16 protein-coding genes and 1 tRNA gene are annotated in these 17,827 nt (G+C 65.2%); 8 read left to right on the forward strand and 9 right to left on the reverse strand.

Annotated elements, in window-relative coordinates; translation table 11 throughout:
* Nucleotides 1-76: 76 nt before the first annotated feature.
* Complete coding sequence (locus U5805_RS25930) at nt 77-250, reverse strand: hypothetical protein (RefSeq protein ID WP_322106373.1); 174 nt, start codon at nt 248-250, stop codon at nt 77-79.
* 137 nt (nt 251-387) lie between these two features.
* Here U5805_RS25930 and U5805_RS25935 point away from each other — a divergent pair, with 137 nt between their 5' ends.
* Complete coding sequence (locus U5805_RS25935; protein WP_322106374.1) at nt 388-561, forward strand: hypothetical protein; 174 nt, start codon at nt 388-390, stop codon at nt 559-561.
* A 12-nt stretch (nt 562-573) separates the two neighbouring features.
* Here the strand turns inward: U5805_RS25935 and U5805_RS25940 are convergent, their stop codons facing one another.
* From U5805_RS25940 to U5805_RS25960, 5 genes are all read right to left on the reverse strand, one after another.
* Entirely contained in the window at nt 574-1,950 is a 1,377-nt protein-coding gene (locus U5805_RS25940; RefSeq protein ID WP_415914666.1) for an MATE family efflux transporter, read from the reverse strand.
* Nucleotides 1,923-2,231 (reverse strand): DUF2288 domain-containing protein, encoded by a 309-nt coding sequence (locus tag U5805_RS25945; RefSeq protein ID WP_322106376.1) that lies wholly within the window; start codon nt 2,229-2,231, stop codon nt 1,923-1,925. Before U5805_RS25945 ends, U5805_RS25940 begins: the two co-directional genes overlap by 28 nt.
* Before the next feature lie 696 nt (nt 2,232-2,927).
* Nucleotides 2,928-3,641, reverse strand: coding sequence for a peptidoglycan DD-metalloendopeptidase family protein (locus U5805_RS25950; RefSeq protein WP_322106377.1), 714 nt, complete (start codon nt 3,639-3,641; stop codon nt 2,928-2,930).
* Nucleotides 3,642-3,837: 196 nt separating this feature from the next.
* Nucleotides 3,838-4,752 carry an aldose epimerase gene (locus tag U5805_RS25955; protein WP_322106378.1) on the reverse strand — a complete coding sequence of 305 codons (915 nt, stop codon included), beginning with the start codon at nt 4,750-4,752 and terminating at the stop codon, nt 3,838-3,840.
* 8 nt (nt 4,753-4,760) lie between these two features.
* The gene (locus U5805_RS25960) at nt 4,761-5,105 is read right to left on the reverse strand and encodes a hypothetical protein (protein ID WP_322106379.1); all 345 of its coding nucleotides are present in this window, start codon (nt 5,103-5,105) and stop codon (nt 4,761-4,763) included.
* A 181-nt stretch (nt 5,106-5,286) separates the two neighbouring features.
* Here U5805_RS25960 and U5805_RS25965 point away from each other — a divergent pair, with 181 nt between their 5' ends.
* Nucleotides 5,287-6,117 (forward strand): undecaprenyl-diphosphate phosphatase, encoded by an 831-nt coding sequence (locus tag U5805_RS25965; RefSeq protein ID WP_322106380.1) that lies wholly within the window; start codon nt 5,287-5,289, stop codon nt 6,115-6,117.
* 147 nt (nt 6,118-6,264) lie between these two features.
* Nucleotides 6,265-6,341, forward strand: a tRNA-Arg gene (locus U5805_RS25970).
* Nucleotides 6,342-6,498: 157 nt separating this feature from the next.
* Here U5805_RS25970 and U5805_RS25975 read toward each other — a convergent pair.
* Complete coding sequence (locus U5805_RS25975) at nt 6,499-8,079, reverse strand: acid phosphatase (RefSeq protein ID WP_322106433.1); 1,581 nt, start codon at nt 8,077-8,079, stop codon at nt 6,499-6,501.
* A gap of 274 nt (nt 8,080-8,353) precedes the next feature.
* Between U5805_RS25975 and U5805_RS25980 the strand changes: the two genes are divergently transcribed.
* The 3 genes from U5805_RS25980 to U5805_RS25990 all read left to right on the forward strand — a co-directional run bounded on the left by U5805_RS25980 (nt 8,354) and on the right by U5805_RS25990 (nt 10,816).
* Complete coding sequence (locus tag U5805_RS25980; protein ID WP_415914667.1) at nt 8,354-9,811, forward strand: cytochrome-c peroxidase; 1,458 nt, start codon at nt 8,354-8,356, stop codon at nt 9,809-9,811.
* Between the two features lie 155 nt (nt 9,812-9,966).
* Nucleotides 9,967-10,359, forward strand: a complete 393-nt coding sequence (locus tag U5805_RS25985; RefSeq protein ID WP_322106382.1) for a hypothetical protein — start codon at nt 9,967-9,969, stop codon at nt 10,357-10,359.
* A 7-nt stretch (nt 10,360-10,366) separates the two neighbouring features.
* Nucleotides 10,367-10,816, forward strand: coding sequence for an NUDIX hydrolase (locus tag U5805_RS25990; protein ID WP_322106383.1), 450 nt, complete (start codon nt 10,367-10,369; stop codon nt 10,814-10,816).
* Between the two features lie 106 nt (nt 10,817-10,922).
* Here the strand turns inward: U5805_RS25990 and U5805_RS25995 are convergent, their stop codons facing one another.
* Entirely contained in the window at nt 10,923-12,641 is a 1,719-nt protein-coding gene (locus tag U5805_RS25995; protein ID WP_322106384.1) for a glutamine--tRNA ligase/YqeY domain fusion protein, read from the reverse strand.
* A gap of 176 nt (nt 12,642-12,817) precedes the next feature.
* Here U5805_RS25995 and U5805_RS26000 point away from each other — a divergent pair, with 176 nt between their 5' ends.
* Nucleotides 12,818-13,378, forward strand: coding sequence for an RBBP9/YdeN family alpha/beta hydrolase (locus tag U5805_RS26000; RefSeq protein WP_322106385.1), 561 nt, complete (start codon nt 12,818-12,820; stop codon nt 13,376-13,378).
* Between the two features lie 167 nt (nt 13,379-13,545).
* Here U5805_RS26000 and U5805_RS26005 read toward each other — a convergent pair whose 3' ends face one another.
* On the reverse strand, nt 13,546-14,766 hold the full coding sequence (locus tag U5805_RS26005) for a CaiB/BaiF CoA-transferase family protein (protein WP_322106386.1): 1,221 nt from the start codon (nt 14,764-14,766) through the stop codon (nt 13,546-13,548).
* Between the two features lie 349 nt (nt 14,767-15,115).
* On the opposite strand from U5805_RS26005, the gene alaS reads away from it, so the two are divergent.
* A complete protein-coding gene (alaS, locus tag U5805_RS26010; RefSeq protein ID WP_322106387.1) occupies nt 15,116-17,740 on the forward strand; it encodes an alanine--tRNA ligase in 2,625 nt (874 codons plus the stop codon).
* The last annotated feature ends 87 nt before the right edge of the window (nt 17,741-17,827 follow it).

The following is a 17,827-nucleotide window of genomic DNA, read 5'->3' on the forward strand; positions in this document are numbered from 1 at the left end:
CCAGTCCGTCTCACAGTGTTTCGCGCATCAGAAGCGCCTACCTTGCAGGCAGGCAATCCGTCCGTCAGCGTAACAATCAGCGTCGGCGACGTACCCGCTCAAGCACATGATGCTCCGCCAACCAGTGGTGCATCATTCCCTCCCCGTCGTGTTCCTGGCGATAGGCGCGCGATTCGAAGATCGATAGCCCCAGTAGCACCAGCAGTCCGACCGCCAGCCCCGCAAGTCCCGCAATGGTTTCGGCATCCATGGCAGCCTCCGTTCAATTGCAGCCACGCCTATATGTTAGGACAGCAGCGCACGAGAAGAAAATTCGGGCTCTATCACCAGCCGCCAAATGCTCCGGCGGGTAATCAATCGTGTAATCGAAATAAGGAGAATCAGTCGATGCGCAGTCTTTATCTGACCGTGGCTTTGACCGTAGCCGCCACGCTTTCCGCGTGCGCGGATACTAACTCGCGTCACCACGGCGCGCCGCCGCAGGATCCGCCCGACTATCATGGTGTGCCGACCGATGACCGGCCGCCGATGATGCTCGAGGCGCCGCAGTCGGCGAAGTAGGCCGGCGAAGGTTCAGCGTAGCTGAACAGAAGGTGGCGCAATCGATCCGCCGATGCGAGGCAACAGCGGCGAAAGCGTCAGTCCGCGCGCGGCCATGAAAATGAGCAGGGCAATCCACAGTCCGTGATTGCCGAACGGGCCGACCAAAGCCCAGGAGGCGAGCAAAAACATGGCGAGCGACATCGCCATTGCCTGCATCAGCTCGCGCGTGCGTGTCGCGCCGATAAAGACGCCGTCGAGCAAAAATCCCCACACCGACACGAGCGGGGACAGCGCCGCCCACGGAAGAAAACTCATCGCGGCGACACGCACGCCTTCCTGGTCGGTAAGCCGGTTGATGATCCACGAACCGCAGGTCCAGTACGCGACCGAAAAGCCCAGCGCACCCATCGCGGACCATAGCAGATTGATCTTCACGGCTTGCCGGAACGCATGTCGATCGCGTGCGCCAATGGCCGCGCCGACGAGCGCCTCCGCCGCATGCGCGAAGCCGTCCAGCCCGTAGGCCATGAAAGTCTGAAAGTTCAGCAGCAACGCGTTCGCCGCGAGAATCGTGTCGCCCTGCCGGGCACCGAGATGGGCGAACCATCCGAACGAGCCGAGCAGGCACATCGTGCGCAGGAAAATATCGCGATTGAGCGCGACGAGACGCTTGAGCGCCGCCGGCTCGAGCACCGTGTGGAGCGCAAGCGGACCGAGCCCGCGCGGCCGCGAATGCCACAACACACATGCGCCGAACACGAAGCCGAGTGCATCGGCGGTGGCGGTCGCCGCGCCGATGCCCGCAATGCCCCAGTGGAAACCGTAGACGTACGCGACCACGGCAACGATGTTCGTCACATTGATAAAGATTTGCGACGCCAATGCAATGCGTACGCGCTGCGTGCCGAGCAGATAACCGAGCACGACGTAGTTGGCCAGCGCGAAGGGCGCCGAGCCAATGCGTGCGCGGCAATAGGCGATCGCGTTGCGTTGCACGTCGGCGCTGCCGCCGATGGCGTGGAGTGCATAGCGGATCAACGGCGATTGAATCAGCAGAATTGCCACGCCGATGGCGAACGCGAGCAGCAATGCGCGCACGACGTTGGCCCGCAATGCCGCGTCGTCGCGCGCGCCGTGCGCCTGTGCGACAAGCCCGGTCGTGCCCATGCGCAGGAAGCCGAAGCCCCAGAACACGAAATTGAAGAAAAGGCCGCCGAGCGCGACGCCGCCAAGATCCGCCGCGCTGCCTAGATGCCCCGCGACGGCGGTATCCACGGCGCCGAGTATCGGCTGGGTCAGATTCGCGAGGACGATCGGAAACGCGAGTGTCAGGACGCGCCGATGCCAGCCGCGTTCGTTCGGCAGCGCTTCGGCGCCGCTCAACTGCGTTCCTGCACGCAAACCCACGGGGAGACGACGACCGCCCACAGCTCCGGTTTGCGCGCCGCGTAATCGGCGGCGGTCTCGGCCTGCATGCGCTCGACGAGGCCTGCCGAAAGCCATTGCGTGACCGACGCGCTGCTGTCGCTGGCGATGGCTTCGGCCACGCTCACGAGGTCGAGGTCGCGCGCCACGCTCAGCAGCTTGCCTTGCGCGAAGAATCGTTCGAGGTCCTGCCAGTCGATCTTGGCGGTTTCGCCGAGCAGTTTGGCGTAAAGCGGACTGGGATTGGCGTCGTCAATAGTCATGGGCGTTGGGGAATCGTTGCGGCCGATACTATAAACGATAGCTGCCTTTGCCAAGATGGGCCGAGGCGAATTCCAGGTGCCGGGATTTCGCGTTGAGCAATCGCGAGTATCCGTATTAAACAGACAAAATGCAGACTATTCGCTCGGGTTTTAGTTTAAACATCTGATTTAAGCGAATCAGGAATTGATGTTTCAAATCTGAACAACGGCAATTAAGTGCCGCGTTACGTGCGTTCGCCCACTAAAGCGCGAGGGCGCTGAAAAATGCCGGAAACATCGTCGTATAGCGGCGTCAAGCAATACAGGAGCGCAGGGCGGGATTAAGTCGTATATCGACGAAAGCCACGCCCAATAAGCGTTTCAGGCTTTCGCGGTAACGCGTGATGCGAATTTGAAACCCGCCGGTTTTTGCGCGAAAGAGATTAATTCGACATCCGGGCGCTTCGATGAAAAGTGATGCGGCACATAATCCGTGCGGCGAAGCACATTTTCGCTCTAATTAAGTGATTGCGCCTCAGGAAGCCCGTTGATAGATTGCGACTCGGCGCATGGTAAACCGGTCCTTTGCCGAAATGCGCCAAACCCCCGTTAGCCCGGCACCATGCCGGGCTTTTTTTTGGCTGTTGGCCTTGCGTCGATGAACTTGGCGAACCGGGGGAATTGGCGCCCGCCGGGGCGAACAAAGCGGTTGCCGAATCAGCGTGCCGGAAGCTCGCGCGTCGGGTCGATCGAGCGGCCCTGGTAGCGCAGCTCGAAATGCAGCATCACGCGGTCGTTGTCCGAATCGCCCATATCCGCGATCTTCTGGCCTTGCTCGACGGTCTGGCCTTCCTTCACGAACAGCGTCTGGTTGTGCGCATAAGCGGTCAGGTACTCGCCGCTGTGCTTGATGATGAGCAGATTGCCGTAGCCGCGCAGGCCGTTGCCCGCGTAGACGACGGTGCCCGGCGCCGCCGCCACGATCGGCGTGCCCGCCGCGTTGACGATGTCGATGCCCTTGGAATTGCGACCGTCGAAGCTGCGGACCACCTTGCCGCTCGTCGGCCAGACGAGTGAAATCGACGGCGCATTGGCGGGCGCGGCCGTGGTTGCGGAATCGGCGGCGTTGGCGCGCGGGGTGGCGGCGCTGGCCTCGGAGCGGGGCGCGGTGCGCATGGCTGCCGAACCGGCGGGCGGCTCGACGCGCAACACCTGATCGACTTCGATGGCGTCAGGATTCGACAGATTGTTCCAGCGCACGATGTTCTGCACGGACTGGTGGTTGCTGCGTGCGATCTTGTAGACCGTGTCGCCGCGCTCGACGCGATAGTAACCGGGGCCGACCGGCGCCGATCCGCACGCGGCCAACGCCGCGATCAACGATGCGGCCGAAGCCGCCTGTGCAATCCGTCTGATTCCTGATGCCAACATTGAACCTCGCAAGACGCCGCCTTGCGACGGATTCGCGTCCGCCGCATCGGCAAAACGACCGATTCTAGCGGGTTTGCGCGAACGACTGCTTTATCGCCTGACAAATGTCCGACGGTGGGGCGGCATCCGGACGTTTTCAGACGCGACGACATTGCCGCGCGCCACGCGAAAAAAGCGCCCCGACGCGCCCCGATGATCAAGACGGCAGCGCCTCGACTCCGATGCGCAGCGTGGCCGTTTCCGTGGCGCCCGGCGCGAGCCAACGCAGGCCAAGGCCGTTGTGGATCGCATCGGGCAGCCCGAGCCACGGCTCCACGCAATAGAAGTCGGAGTCGGCGGCTTCGGTCCACGTCGTGACTGCGTACCACGGCAACGAGTCCGGGCGGTTCAGGTCGATCGTGATCGCCCGACCGAGGCCGGGCGCGAGCAGGCGCACCGGCGCGGCGGGCGGCGTCGGCGTCAAAACGTGGAAACGATCGACGATGCTCGCGTCGGAAAGGCGATACTGAGCGGCACCGGCCGTCGCCGCCGAGATCGAGCCGTCCGGCAATTGATGGCGAAGTTCCGAGGGCGGGAATTCCAGCGTCGTCTGCGCGCGCTGCGCGTGCGGCAGGGCGAAGTAGAAGTGATGGCCGGCGTACCACGGCATCGGCTCGGTGCCGGTGTTGGTCGCGCTCAGGGTCGCCTCGAGCGTGTGTTCGTCGACGAGACGGTATTCGGCCTCGAAACGGAACGCGAAGGGATAGCCGGTGCGCGTGGCTTCGGTATCGACGAGCGTCATGCGCAACCCGTGGCCGTCGGCGTCGGGCTGCGCCTCGAAGGGCAGGTCGCGCGCGAAGCCGTGCATCGGCAGGTCGCGCACCACGCCCTCGGCGTCGCGCCAGCGGCCGATCTTGCCGTCGACGAAATGGCGGCCAAGGAAGGGAAACAGCAGCGGATTGCCGCCTCGCACGCGCGCCGGTTGTGCCCAGTTCGCGTTTTCGGGCCAGACGATGACGGGCCGGCCATCCAGTTCCCACGAGAGCAGGCGAGCGCCCGCCCAAGGGGCGACGCGCAGTGTCGAAGCGCCGCGGGAAAGGGTAAGGATGTCCTGTTGCGGTTGGGCATTCATGGCTGGGTTCATTCGCGTTCGGAATCGGTGGAAGGAGGGGCGCGCGCCTCGCGGCGGCGGGGCTTGCGGATTGTGCGCCGCTTTCCGATGCGTGAAAACCCTTCGTCGGGAAAGCGTGGGTTGGTTTGTCGGCAAAGAGTCAGGATAATTCGTATGACCGTGCGAATACGCACAGAGATTTCCGCAGGAGAACGCCGATGGACCTCGCAATGGCAATGAGCATGGGCCTTTTTAGCTTGTTTGTCGGCAGCAGCGCGTACTTTTTCTACAAGATGGCGCGTTGAAGCGGCGCGCCGCGCGCGCTGCGTTTCGATTTCCCCGCTTTTCCCTTCCGCTCGATCGCGCGCCTTCACTGCGCGCGCGTCTGTCTGTTCGCGTACGCAGCGTATTTTTGTTGCGACGCGGTAACTTTTTCGACAAAACCTCCTCGACGCTTGGCGGTGCAATTCGGCCCCGGCATAATCGGTGCGCTTTGCCGCGCCGACTCCGCGACGGTTCGGCCTTCAATTACACAACCATTACGAGGACCTGCGCGTGAGTCTCTGGTTTCTACTTTTCTTGAGCGTGCTGCAAGGCGTCACCGAACTCTTTCCGGTGAGCAGCCTCGGTCACACGCTGCTCGTGCCGGCACTCTTCGGCATGCATATCGACAAGCACGCGCCGCAATTGCTGCCGTTCCTCGTGGCGCTGCACCTCGGTACCGCCGTCGCGCTGCTCTGGTATTTCCGCGAGCGCTGGATCGCGCTGATCCGCGGCTTCTTCGCGTCGCTCGGCGGCCGCCGCAACCCCGACGGCCACATGATGTGGGCGCTCATCATCGGCACGATTCCGGCCGGTCTGGTCGGGCTGGTGCTCGAAAAGCGCATCGAAGCGATTTTTCACGATCTGCGCATCGTGGCCGCCGCGCTGATGATCAACGGCGTGCTGCTGTGGTTCGGCGACCGTTTGCAGCGTTCGCGCCTGCATCTCGCGCCGGAAAGGCTTTCGTTCGGCCAGGCGTTTTTCGTGGGCCTCGCGCAGATCGGCGCGCTCATCCCCGGCTTTTCGCGCAGCGGCCTGACGATGATCGCGGGCAACGCGGCGGGTCTCACGACGGAAAAGGCGGCGGAATTCTCGTTCCTGCTCGGCACGCCGATCATTTTCGCCGCGGGCATCCTCGAACTGCCCAAGCTGTTCCACGCGCGCGATCAACTGACGACGGCGCTCGTCGGCGGCGTGCTCACGGGTATCGCCGCGTGGTTGAGCGTGAAGTTCCTGATGCGCTATTTCGAAGGACGCGGCCGTCTCGCGTCGTTCGGCGTGTATTGCGTGATCGCGGGCGCGATTTTCCTCGGCTGGTTCATCATGCATCCGCAGCCGGCCTGATCGCCGCGCGCAAGGCGGGGCGAATCCCGGAAGGGCGGGGCGCGACCGCGCGAGGCGATCGCGGTATAATCCAGCCCCGTCTTAGCGGCCCGCTTACGATTCGAAACGATCCGATTCGAAACGATACGCGGGCCTGCAAAAACTCGGGCGACAGTAGCTCAGCTGGATAGAGCATCGGCCTTCTAAGCCGAGGGTCGGGGGTTCGAGCCCCTCCTGTCGCGCCAATAAATTCAAGTAATGAGCCCGGTTTAGACAGCCGGGCTTTTTTCATCGTCAAACGTATCCGGGCATGGGAAAAAAGGCAGCCCGAGGGCTGCCCGCCAAAACCAAAACCGGATGACCCTCAGCCGGCAACCGCGTGGCCTTTGCCGCGCTATGCGCTCAAAGCTTCACGTCGAGCGCATTCGTCAGGTCGCCCATCGCCTGGCCGCCGTTACTCTTGAGCGCGGCGTCGCGGCTCGCGAGCCCCGGCAATTGCGGCAGCGAGAAGCGGCGCGTGATGAGGCGCAGGATCGACGTCGTGTCGTACTGCGTGTGATCGACGTAGTTCTTCTTCGCATACGGCGAGATGACGAGCGCCGGAATGCGCGAGCCCGGACCCCAGCGGTCGCCCTTCGGCGGCGCGACGTGATCCCAGAAGCCGCCGTTTTCGTCATACGTCACGACCACGACCATGTTGTTCCACTGCGGGCTCTTTTGCAGATGCGCGATCACGTCGGCGATGTGCTGGTCGCCGCTTTGCACGTCGGTGTAGCCCGCGTGCTCGTTCAGGTTGCCCTGCGGCTTGTAGAAGGAAACCTGCGGCAGCGTGCCCGCGTCGATCGCCTTGATGAACTCCGAGCCGTTCATGCCGCCGTCGACCAGGTGGGCCGAGCGCGCGCCGGTGCCCGGCGCGTAGTTCGCGAAGTAGTTGAACGGCTGATGGTGCGGCTGGAAGTTCGGCACCGTCATGTCCGCGCCGTAGATCACGTTCGACGTGCTGTTCTGCACCGCGCTCACGGCCGCGCCCCATGCGCCGCCGTACCATGCCCACGAGACGTTCGCGTTCGAAAGCAGGTCGCCGATGGTCGTCGCGGTTTGCGCCGGCAACGTGGTGGCCTGCGACGGGTCGGCGAGATTGGGATCGCCGCCCGAAGCCGACTTGTTGCCGCTCGGCTGGTACGGCGGCTGCATCGTGTTGACCGCGTAGAAGTCCGGCGTGAGCGTGCCCGACTTCACGAACTTCGGCACGCCGGTGAGCGCCGATTTCGGCGAATCCGCGGCCACCGTGAGCGAAACGCCATCGGCGTCGACCGCCGAGATCGAACCCGACGCGGGGCTCGCGTTCGCATTCGCGTAGTACGGCGTACATGCGCAGATCAGCCACTGGTGGTTCAGGAACGAGCCGCCGAACGCACCCATGAAGAAGTTGTCGGCGAGCGTGTATTGCTGCGCGATCTTCCAGAGCGGCAGTTGTTGCGCGCTGGTCGAGTAATAGCCCATCACGAGACCGCCCGAATCGGCCCACGCGGCGAACTTGTCGTTCTTGCCGCCGTCGATTTGCATCTGGTTTTCGTAGAAGCGGTGGTACAGGTCGCGCGTCGTGGCCGAAAGCGGCGCGTTGTAGCCCTTCGGATCGTCGATCGCGAACGGCGCATTCGCCATGTTCTCGGTCATCGCGGCCGTGATCACGGGCGTCACGCCCGTATGCGTGAGACCGTTCCAGACGGTCGGCAGCGTGGCGAGCACGGAGCCGTCGCGGTCGAGCTGCTTCGCGCTGGCCGCCGTGACGTTTTGCAGGCCGTTGGCGTTCGGGAAGCCGCCGTAGAGGTTGTCGAAGCTGCGGTTTTCGGCGTAGATCACGACGATGTTCTTCACCGACGACAGCGCGGGCTTGTTGTCGTCACTGCCGCCGCATGCCGCGACTGTCAGCGCCGCCGCTGCCGCTGCGATCGGCGTCGCATAGAACCACTTTCTGTTCATCATTTTTCTCTCTCTCGCGTTGGGGGCCCGTTGTGCTCGGTGAGCGGCCGGCGCGGGAACGGCGTCGGCCATTGGGGCGACGCGCAGTGTCGCAATCGAATTTGACAGGCATATGTAAATAATTACACCGAGCTTTTATTTAGCCTGTGATTGAATGACTTTCGTATTACTGACTGTCATTGAGTCGTCATGTGCCTGACATACGCTGGCGCCACTTCATTGCGCGCGTGCCGGTTCGGTCACGCGCGCGCCGCGTTCAAGTTCGGGGATCAGCATGCTGCGCAATCCGGCGCGCCGTTCGGCGCTCAACCACGAGTCACATCACACACACGAGCGGAAACCCTGTTCGCGAGGCGGTTTGCGCCGCCGCGCGGCAGGGTTCGCGGCGGCGGCCGCGCTGGCGTTGCTGGCTGCCTGCGACGATGGCGGCGGCGTCGCGACCCATGAAGCCGAAGCCAGCCAGGCGGGCAACGCGGCCAGCAAGGACGCGCGCACGCGGCCGCCCGCGCCGCGAGGCGCGATACCGGTAAAGATCGCCGCGCCCGCGCAAGCTCCGCAATCGCGCGCCGAGGTCTATGCGCAGGCCGAGCGCATGACCGTGCTCGGCAAGCAAATGTTCTTCGACCCGTCGCTGTCCGGTTCGGGCAAGCTCGCGTGCGCGTCCTGCCATAGCCCGGACCATGCGTTCACGCCCGCGAATGCGCTCGACGTGCAGATCGGCGGCGCGAAGCTGCATCGGCAGGGCATGCGCGCCGTGCCCACGCTCAAGTATCTGCAAGCGGTGCCCGCGTTTAGCGACCACTATCACGAGTCCGACGACGAAGGCGACGAGAGCATCGACGCCGGTCCGACCGGCGGTCTCACGTGGGACGGTCGCGTCGATCGCGGCCGCGACCAGGCGCGCATTCCGCTGCTCTCGACCTTCGAGATGGCGAGTTCGCCCGCGAAGGTCGTGGCGGCCGTGCGCGCGGCGCCGTACGCGGACGCGTTTCGTGCGGCGTTCGGCGCGAACGTGTTCGATAACGCCGACGCGACCTTCGAAGCCGTGCTGCGCGCGCTCGAAACCTTCGAGCAGCAGCCGGAAACGTTCTATCCGTATTCGAGCAAATACGACGCGTATCTCGCGGGCAAGACGACCTTGAGCGCCGCCGAAATGCGCGGCCTGAAGCTGTTCAACGACGAGAACAAGGGCAATTGCGCGAGTTGCCACATCAGCCAGCGCGGCAAGGACGGCACGGCGCCGCAATTCAGCGACTTCGGGCTGATCGCCATCGGCGTGCCGCGCAACCGGGCGCTCGCCGTGAATCGCGACAAGCGCTTTTACGATCTCGGCATGTGCGGCCCCGAGCGCACCGATCATCGCGACGCCGAATTCTGCGGGCTGTTTCGCACGCCGACGCTGCGCAATGTCGCGCTCAAGAAGACCTTCTTCCACAACGGCATCTACCATTCGCTCGACGACGTGCTGCGCTTCTACGCGCGGCGCGACACGAATCCCGAAGAGTTCTATCCGGTGGTGAAGGGCCGGGTGCAAAAGTTCGACGATCTGCCGCGGCAATACTGGGCGAATCTGAATACCGACGCGCCGTTCGATCGCAAACCCGGCGGCAAGCCCGTGTTCGACGACGCCGAGATCAAGGACGTGATCGCGTTCCTCGGCACGCTCACGGACGGCTGGCAGCCGCCTTCGCAAGCGCAATCGCAAGCGCCGACGCCGGCACGAATGCGCTGAGCGCGCGCGATATCGGCGGCGAAACTGTGATCCGGCGCGGCCATGCACGGCGGCGGAAAATGGGGCGCGTGTTAGACTTTTTCGTTTGATCCGTTGCCTTCATTGGCCTTCATTGGCGCCGGGTCGCCTCGCAACATCCTCAAGGAGAGCCCTCGATGTCGAAACCGCCCCGAATCCTGCGCGCGTTCAGCGCGGCGCTGCTCGTCACGATCGGCATGAGCCAGGCGCATGCCGCCAACCTCGGGTTTCTGCACGACACGCCCGCGTCGTACATGAATCAGGCCGACTACGCCTCGCTCACGCGCGCGGTGCGCGACGCCGTGGCCAGCAAGGCCGACGGCGAAGCCACCACGTGGACCAACGAAGGCACGCGCAACGGCGTGAAGATCGACGCCACCATTACGCCGACGAAAACCGACAAGGACGGCGACAAGACCTGCCGCGCCACGGAAGTCGTCGTCAACGCGAAAGGCCAGTCGATGACGCTGCGTCCGCGCTTTTGCCGCACTGGCGAAAGCGGCGCGTGGGTGTTCCAGAAAACGCACTGAGCGCGCGGTGAACGCGAAGACCGTTTCGTGCGGCATCGTGCTGCTCGATCCCGCGGGCCGCGTGCTGCTCGCGCACGCGACGGGCACGAATCACTGGGACATTCCGAAGGGGCAGGGCGATCCCGGCGAAACGGAAGTGGACAGTGCGCGCCGCGAAATGGTGGAGGAAACCGGCATCGACATCGACGCCGCGCGTCTGACCGATCTGGGCCGCTTCGCGTATCGGCGCGACAAGGACCTGCATCTGTTCGCCGCACGCGCGCTCGAGGGCGAGCGCGACCTGTCGCGCTGCGTGTGCGTCTCGCTGTTTCCGCGCCGCCACGACGGCGTGATGATTCCCGAGATGGACGCCTGGCGCTGGGTCGCGCCCGCCGAAGTGGGCGATTACGCGAGCCGCAGTCTCGCGCGTCTTTTCCAGACCACGCTTTCGCTCGCCGAGCTGCACGAACGGCTTTGATTTCGCGACGACAATAAAAAAGCCCGCACGGCGCCAACCGTGCGGGCTTTTCCGTTTGCGGGCGCCAAGGTGACGCCAGACGACGCCCGGCGACACCCGGCCCCGCTTATTTGCCCCAGCTATCGCGCAGTCCGACGATGCGGTTGAACACCGGCGCGCCCGGCTTCGAATCCACGCGATCGGCCACGAAATAACCGTGACGCTCGAACTGGAAGCGGTCTTCCGGCGCGGCGCTTTTCGCGCCCGGTTCGAGATAGGCCTGCACGACGCGCTTCGAATCCGGGTTCAGCGCTTCGAGGAAGTCGCGCCCGCCCGCGTCCGGCTGCTCCTCGCGGAACAGGCGGTCGTAGAGCCGCACTTCGGCCGGCACGGCATGTTCGGCGCTGACCCAGTGAATCGTGCCCTTGACCTTGTAGTGGCTCGCGCCTTCGGTGCCCGATTTGCTGTCGGGGAAATAATTGCAATGCACCGCGACGACGTTGCCTTCGGCGTCCTTCTCCGCGCCCGTGCATTCGACCACGAAGCCGTACTTCAGCCGCACCTTGTTGCCGGGGAACAGCCGGAAGTAGCCCTTCGGCGGCGTTTCCTGGAAGTCCTCGCGCTCGATCCACAGTTCGCGCGAAAACGAGAACTCGCGAATGCCGCGCTCGGGATGATGCGGATGCACGGGCGCGCTGCACGGCTCCGACTGGCCCTCGGGATAGTTGTCGATGACGAGCTTGAGCGGATCGAGCACGGCCGTCGCGCGCGGCGCCTTGTCGTCGAGATCGTCGCGCAGCGCGCCTTCGAACACGCTCATGTCGATCCACGAATCGACCTTCGTCACGCCGATGCGCTCGCAGAACAACTGGATCGCTTCGGGCGTGAAGCCGCGGCGGCGCACGCCGACGATGGTGGGCATGCGCGGATCGTCCCAGCCGTCCACGTGCCCTTCGTTCACGAGTTGCAGCAGCTTGCGCTTGCTCGTGATCGCGTAGGTGAGGTTCAGGCGCGAGAACTCGATCTGTTGCGGCAGCGGCCGCGTGAACACGCCGGCGTCGGCCAGTTCATTGAGCACCCAGTCGTAGAGCGGGCGATGATCCTCGAACTCCAGCGTACACAGCGAGTGCGTGATGTTTTCGAGCGCGTCCGAAATGCAGTGCGTGTAGTCGTACATCGGATACACGCACCATTTGTCGCCGGTGCGGTAGTGATGCGCGAAGCGAATGCGATAGATGACCGGGTCGCGCATGTTGAAGTTCGGCGACGCCATGTCGATCTTCGCGCGCAGCACGTGCGCGCCTTCCTCGAACTCGCCGGCCTTCATGCGGCGGAACAGGTCGAGATTCTCTTCGACCGTGCGCTCGCGGAACGGCGAATTCGTGCCGGCTTCCGTGGCCGAGCCGCGGTTCGCGCGCATCTCTTCCGGCGTCTGGCTGTCGACGTACGCCTTGCCGCGCTGGATCAGCAGTTCGGCGAATTCGTAGAGCTTGTCGTAGTAATCGCTCGCGTAGAACAGGTAGTCGCGATCGTCCTTCTTCCACTCGAAGCCGAGCCACGTCACGGCGTCGACGATCGAATTCACGTACTCGACGCTTTCCTTTTCCGGGTTGGTGTCGTCGAAGCGCAGGTGGCAAACGCCGCCATAGCGCTTCGCCACGCCGAAGTTCAGGCAGATGCTCTTCGCGTGGCCGATATGCAGATAACCGTTCGGTTCCGGCGGAAAGCGCGTTTCCACGCGCTGCGCCCACTTGCCCGACTGGTTGTCGTCGTCGATGATGTTGCGGATGAAATTGGATGCCGCAGGCGCGTCCGTGCGGTCGGCGTCTTTACGTTCGGTATTCATGCGAAAAGGGAGTCGTTTCTCGGGCGCCCTCCAGGCCGCGAGCCATTACGCGGCTGGCGGTCCGGGCGGCCAGTGGTGCCTTCCATTCTACCTGACGCGCCCCGCGCCGCCAGTCTTGCCGCGGGGCGCCGGGGCGCGCGGCGCGCGAGCCGCAACAAACGAGGAGAGATTCGACGATGAACGCAACACGGGTGCTGGTGCTGCCGGGCTACATGAACTCCGGGCCGGGACATTGGCAAACGCGCTGGGAAGCGGCGCACGCAGGCTTTACGCGGGTGCCCATGCCCGACTGGGACCACCCCGAGTGCGGCGCGTGGTGCGCGACGCTGGAGCAAACGCTGGCCGCCGTGGAGGCGGGCGAGGGCGGCGTGCTGCTAGCGGCGCACAGCCTTGGCTGCCTGACCGTGGCGCATTGGGCGGCGCATCATGCGAGCGGCGCGACGCGCGCGAAAGTGGCGGGCGCGCTGCTCGCGGCGCTGCCCGACCCGCACGCGCCGGGTTTCCCCGGCGACATACGCGGCTACCTGCCGCTGCCGATGGCGGCGTTGCCGTTTCCGGGCGTGGTGGTCGCGAGCACCGACGACCCGTATTGCAGCACCGCCTTCGCGCAGCGCTGCGCGCACGCGTGGGGCAGCCGTTACGAGGAGATCGGCGCGCGCGGCCACATCAACGCGCAAAGCGGACTTGGCGACTGGCCGCAGGGCATGGAGTGGCTCATGTCGATGGCGCGCGCCTGAGCCGTTTGGCCGAACCGGGCGCGACCGGGCCTGGGCCGCGCGCGCCGTCGAGCCACGCGCGAATCGCGCCGAACCGCGCCCGAACCACGCCCGAATCGCGCCCGAGCCAAGCGCGAACCGCCGAACCACGCCCGAATCGCGCGCTTAAAACCGCGCGCTTGAAACCGCTAGACCACGCCCTTGCCGCGCAACGCCGCCACGTCCTCCGCGCCGTAGCCCAGCACGTCGCGCAGCACCGTTTCGGTGTGTTCGCCGAGCGTCGGCGGATGGCTCGCCACGCGCGGCGGCGTCTCGCTCATGCGGATCGGGTTGCCGACGAGCCGCGCCGTGCCGCCCGACGGATGCGCCACGTCCACCTGCAAGCCGCGCGCGAGCACCTGTTCGTTCTCGAACACTTCGCCGAGATCGTTGATCGGCCCGCAGGGCACGCCCGCCGCTTCCAGCGCGTCGATCCAGTCGGCCTTCGCGCGCGTGCGGATCAGGCCGGCCACGATCGGCACGAGCGTGTCGCGGTGGCGCACGCGCAGCGGATTGGTGGCGAAACGCTCGTCGTCGGCGAGTTCGGGGCGCCCCGCGACTTCGACGAACTTGCGGAACTGACCGTCGTTGCCCACGGCGAGAATGATCCAGCTATCGCTCGTCTGGAATGCCTGATAGGGCACGATGTTCGGATGCGCGTTGCCCCAGCGCGCGGGCGGATTGCCGCTCGCCAGATAATTCGAGTTCATGTTCGCGAGCATGGCCACCTGCACGTCGAGCAGCGCCATGTCGACGTACTGGCCGACGCCCGTGCGGTCGCGGTGCGCGAGGGCCGTGAGCACGGCCACCGTCGCGTACATGCCGGTCATGAGGTCGGCGATGGCCACGCCCGCTTTCTGCGGGCCGCCGCCCGGCAGCGCGTCGCGCTCGCCCGTGACGCTCATGAAGCCGCCCATTCCCTGCACGATGAAGTCGTAACCCGCGCGCGACGCGTACGGGCCGGTTTGCCCGAACCCCGTCACCGAGCAGTAGATGAGATCCGGCTTCACCGCTTTCAGCGCTTCGTAGTCGAGCCCATACTTCACGAGCTGGCCCGCCTTGTAGTTCTCCAGCACCACGTCGCTCTGCGCGGCCAGCTCGCGCACGATGCGCTGGCCTTCGGGCGTGGCGATATCCACGGTCACCGAGCGCTTGTTGCGGTTCGCGGCGAGATAGTAGGCGGCTTCGGCGGTGTCGCGGCCATCGGGCGTTTTCAGGTAGGGCGGCCCCCAGTGGCGCGTGTCGTCGCCGGCGCCGGGGCGCTCGATCTTGATGACATCGGCGCCGAAATCGGCAAGCGTTTGCGCGCACCACGGCCCGGCGAGCACGCGGGTGAGATCGAGTACGCGAATATGGCTGAGTGCGCCCATGCAGTGTCTTCCCATGTCGTTCTGTGGCGAAACCGGCCGCCTGCGCGTCGCGCCGGCCGGTTCGGGCAATGGTAAGCGATTCGTTGCGCGAATGCTAATTTTCGGTACGACGTTTTGCTGTGCGGAACAGATTGACGCGCGGGTTTTTGGGCGGCGGCCTGTGTCGCGCGCATGCAAACCGCGCCGGCCGCGCCGCCGCGAGCGCGCGGCGATCCCGTATAATCGTTCGATTCAGCATCGGGGTTTTTCCGCCCTCGCGTTCGTGCAAGGCACGAGGCGCGTGCCGCGCGGCGCACCCCGTCTACAAGATTCAGTACAGAACGCCCCCGGGAAGGACCCAACGCACGCCATGAAAGCCGCCGAAATCCGCGAGAAATTCCTCAAGTTCTTCGAGTCGAAGGGCCACACGATCGTGCGCTCGTCGAGCCTCGTGCCGGGCAACGACCCCACGCTGCTGTTCACGAACTCGGGCATGGTGCAGTTCAAGGACGTGTTCCTCGGCACCGAAAAGCGCCCGTACTCGCGCGCCACGACCGCGCAGCGCAGCGTGCGCGCGGGCGGCAAGCACAACGACCTCGAAAACGTCGGCTACACCGCGCGCCACCACACGTTCTTCGAGATGCTCGGCAACTTCTCGTTCGGTGACTACTTCAAGCGCGACGCCATCCACTATTGCTGGGAACTGCTGACGAAGGTCTACGCGCTGCCGGCAGAAAAGCTCACCGTCACCGTCTACCAGGAAGACGACGAAGCCTACGACATCTGGGCGAAGGAAATCGGCGTGCCGGCCGAGCGCATCATCCGCATCGGCGACAACAAGGGCGCGCGCTACGCCTCGGACAACTTCTGGCAGATGGCCGACACCGGCCCGTGCGGCCCGTGCTCGGAAGTGTTCTACGACCACGGCCCGGAAATCTGGGGCGGGCCGCCGGGATCGGCCGAAGAAGACGGCGACCGCTTCATCGAGATCTGGAATCTCGTGTTCATGCAGTTCAACCGCGACGCGCAGGGCAACATGACGCCGCTGCCCAAGCAGTGCGTCGACACCGGCATGGGTCTCGAACGTCTTGCCGCCGTGCTCCAGCACGTCCACAGCAACTACGAAATCGACCTGTTCCAGAACCTCATCAAGGCCGCCGGCCGCGAAACGCACACGGCCGATCTGAACAACAACTCGCTGAAGGTCATCGCCGACCACATTCGCGCGTGCTCGTTCCTGATCGTCGACGGCGTGATTCCCGGCAACGAAGGCCGTGGCTACGTGCTGCGCCGCATCGTGCGCCGCGCGATCCGCCACGGCTACAAGCTCGGCCAGAAGAACGCGTTCTTCCACAAGCTGGTGGCGGATCTGGTCGCCGAAATGGGCGCCGCGTATCCCGAACTCGCGGACGCGCAGCAGCGCGTGACCGACGTGCTGCGCCAGGAAGAGGGGCGCTTTTTCGAGACCATCGAGCACGGCATGTCGATTCTCGACGCCGCGCTGGCGGATCTGGACAGCAAGGGCGGCAAGACGCTCGACGGCGAACTCGCGTTCAAGCTGCACGACACCTACGGCTTCCCGCTCGACCTCACGGCCGACGTGTGCCGCGAGCGCAACGTGACGGTGGACGAAGCGGCGTTCGACGAAGCCATGGCGCGCCAGCGCGAGCAGGCGCGCGCGGCGGGCAAGTTCAAGATGGCGCAGGGCCTCGAATATTCGGGCGCGAAAACCACGTTCCACGGCTACGAGGGCATCGCGTTCGATGACGCGAAGATCGTCGCGCTTTATGTGGACGGCGCCTCGGTCAACGAAGCGAAGGCGGGCCAGGACGCCGTGGTCGTGCTCGACCACACGCCGTTCTACGCGGAATCGGGCGGCCAGGTCGGCGATCAGGGCGTGATCTCGAACGCGAGCGCGCGCTTCGCGGTGCTCGACACGCTCAAGGTGCAGGCCGACGTCACGGGCCACCACGGCACCGTCGAGCAGGGCGCGCTGAAGGTCGGCGACGTCGTGAAGGCGGAAATCGACACGGTGCGCCGCGCCCGCACCGCGCGTAACCACTCGGCCACGCACCTGATGCACAAGGCGCTGCGCGAAGTGCTGGGCGCGCACGTGCAGCAGAAAGGCTCGCTTGTCGACGCCGATAAAACCCGCTTCGACTTCGCGCACAACGCGCCGATGACCGACGAGCAAATCCGCCGCGTGGAGGAAATCGTCAACGCGGAAGTGCTCGCGAACGCACCCGGCATCGTGCGCGTGATGTCGTACGACGAAGCCGTGAAGGGCGGCGCGATGGCGCTGTTCGGCGAAAAATACGGCGACGAAGTGCGCGTGCTCGACCTCGGCTTCTCGCGCGAACTCTGCGGCGGCACGCACGTGCAGCGCAGCGGCGACATCGGTCTCTTCAAGATCGTGATGGAAGGCGGCGTCGCGGCCGGCATCCGCCGCGTGGAAGCCATCACGGGCGACAACGCCGTGCGCTTCGTGCAGGAACTCGACGCGCGCATCAACGCGGCGGCGGCGGCGCTCAAGGCGCAGCCTTCGGAACTCACGCAGCGCATCGCGCAGGTGCAGGACCAGGTGAAGGCGCTGGAAAAGGAGCTGGGCGCGCTCAAGTCCAGGCTCGCGTCGAGTCAGGGCGACGAACTCGCGGCCCAGGCCATCGACGTGAACGGCGTGCGCGTGCTCGCGGCGACGCTCGAAGGCGCGGACTCGAAAACGCTGCGCGAAACCGTCGACAAGCTCAAGGACAAGCTCAAGAGCGCCGCCATCGTGCTGGCGGCCGTCGAAGGCGGTAAGGTCAGCCTGATCGCGGGCGTCACCGCCGAGGCCAGCAAGAAGGTCAAGGCCGGCGAGCTCGTGAACTTCGTCGCGCAGCAGGTGGGCGGCAAGGGCGGCGGCCGTCCGGATATGGCGCAAGCCGGCGGCACCGAGCCGGCCAACCTGCCGTCCGCGCTCGCGGGCGTGAAGGCCTGGGTCGAAGCGAAGCTGTAAGCGGGTTTTGGCACCCTCGGCGCCGCGTCGTTTCGGCGCGGCAATGAGGATCAAGAAGGGCTGTCCGGTCGGGCAGCCCTTTTTTTT

The sequence above is a fragment of the Paraburkholderia sp. J41 genome, assembly GCF_905220235.1.
Taxonomy (GTDB): Bacteria; Pseudomonadota; Gammaproteobacteria; order Burkholderiales; family Burkholderiaceae; genus Paraburkholderia.

Coding starts and splice junctions, on each gene's coding strand:
- U5805_RS25930 (WP_322106373.1), bottom strand. CDS start 250: ATGGATGCCGAAACCATTGCGGGACTTGCGGGGCTGGCGGTCGGACTG.
- U5805_RS25935 (WP_322106374.1), top strand. CDS start 388: ATGCGCAGTCTTTATCTGACCGTGGCTTTGACCGTAGCCGCCACGCTT.
- U5805_RS25945 (WP_322106376.1), bottom strand. CDS start 2,231: ATGACTATTGACGACGCCAATCCCAGTCCGCTTTACGCCAAACTGCTC.
- U5805_RS25950 (WP_322106377.1), bottom strand. CDS start 3,641: ATGTTGGCATCAGGAATCAGACGGATTGCACAGGCGGCTTCGGCCGCA.
- U5805_RS25955 (WP_322106378.1), bottom strand. CDS start 4,752: ATGAATGCCCAACCGCAACAGGACATCCTTACCCTTTCCCGCGGCGCT.
- U5805_RS25975 (WP_322106433.1), bottom strand. CDS start 8,079: ATGAACAGAAAGTGGTTCTATGCGACGCCGATCGCAGCGGCAGCGGCG.
- U5805_RS25980 (WP_415914667.1), top strand. CDS start 8,354: ATGCTGCGCAATCCGGCGCGCCGTTCGGCGCTCAACCACGAGTCACAT.
- U5805_RS25985 (WP_322106382.1), top strand. CDS start 9,967: ATGTCGAAACCGCCCCGAATCCTGCGCGCGTTCAGCGCGGCGCTGCTC.
- U5805_RS25995 (WP_322106384.1), bottom strand. CDS start 12,641: ATGAATACCGAACGTAAAGACGCCGACCGCACGGACGCGCCTGCGGCA.
- U5805_RS26000 (WP_322106385.1), top strand. CDS start 12,818: ATGAACGCAACACGGGTGCTGGTGCTGCCGGGCTACATGAACTCCGGG.
- U5805_RS26005 (WP_322106386.1), bottom strand. CDS start 14,766: ATGGGCGCACTCAGCCATATTCGCGTACTCGATCTCACCCGCGTGCTC.
- alaS (WP_322106387.1), top strand. CDS start 15,116: ATGAAAGCCGCCGAAATCCGCGAGAAATTCCTCAAGTTCTTCGAGTCG.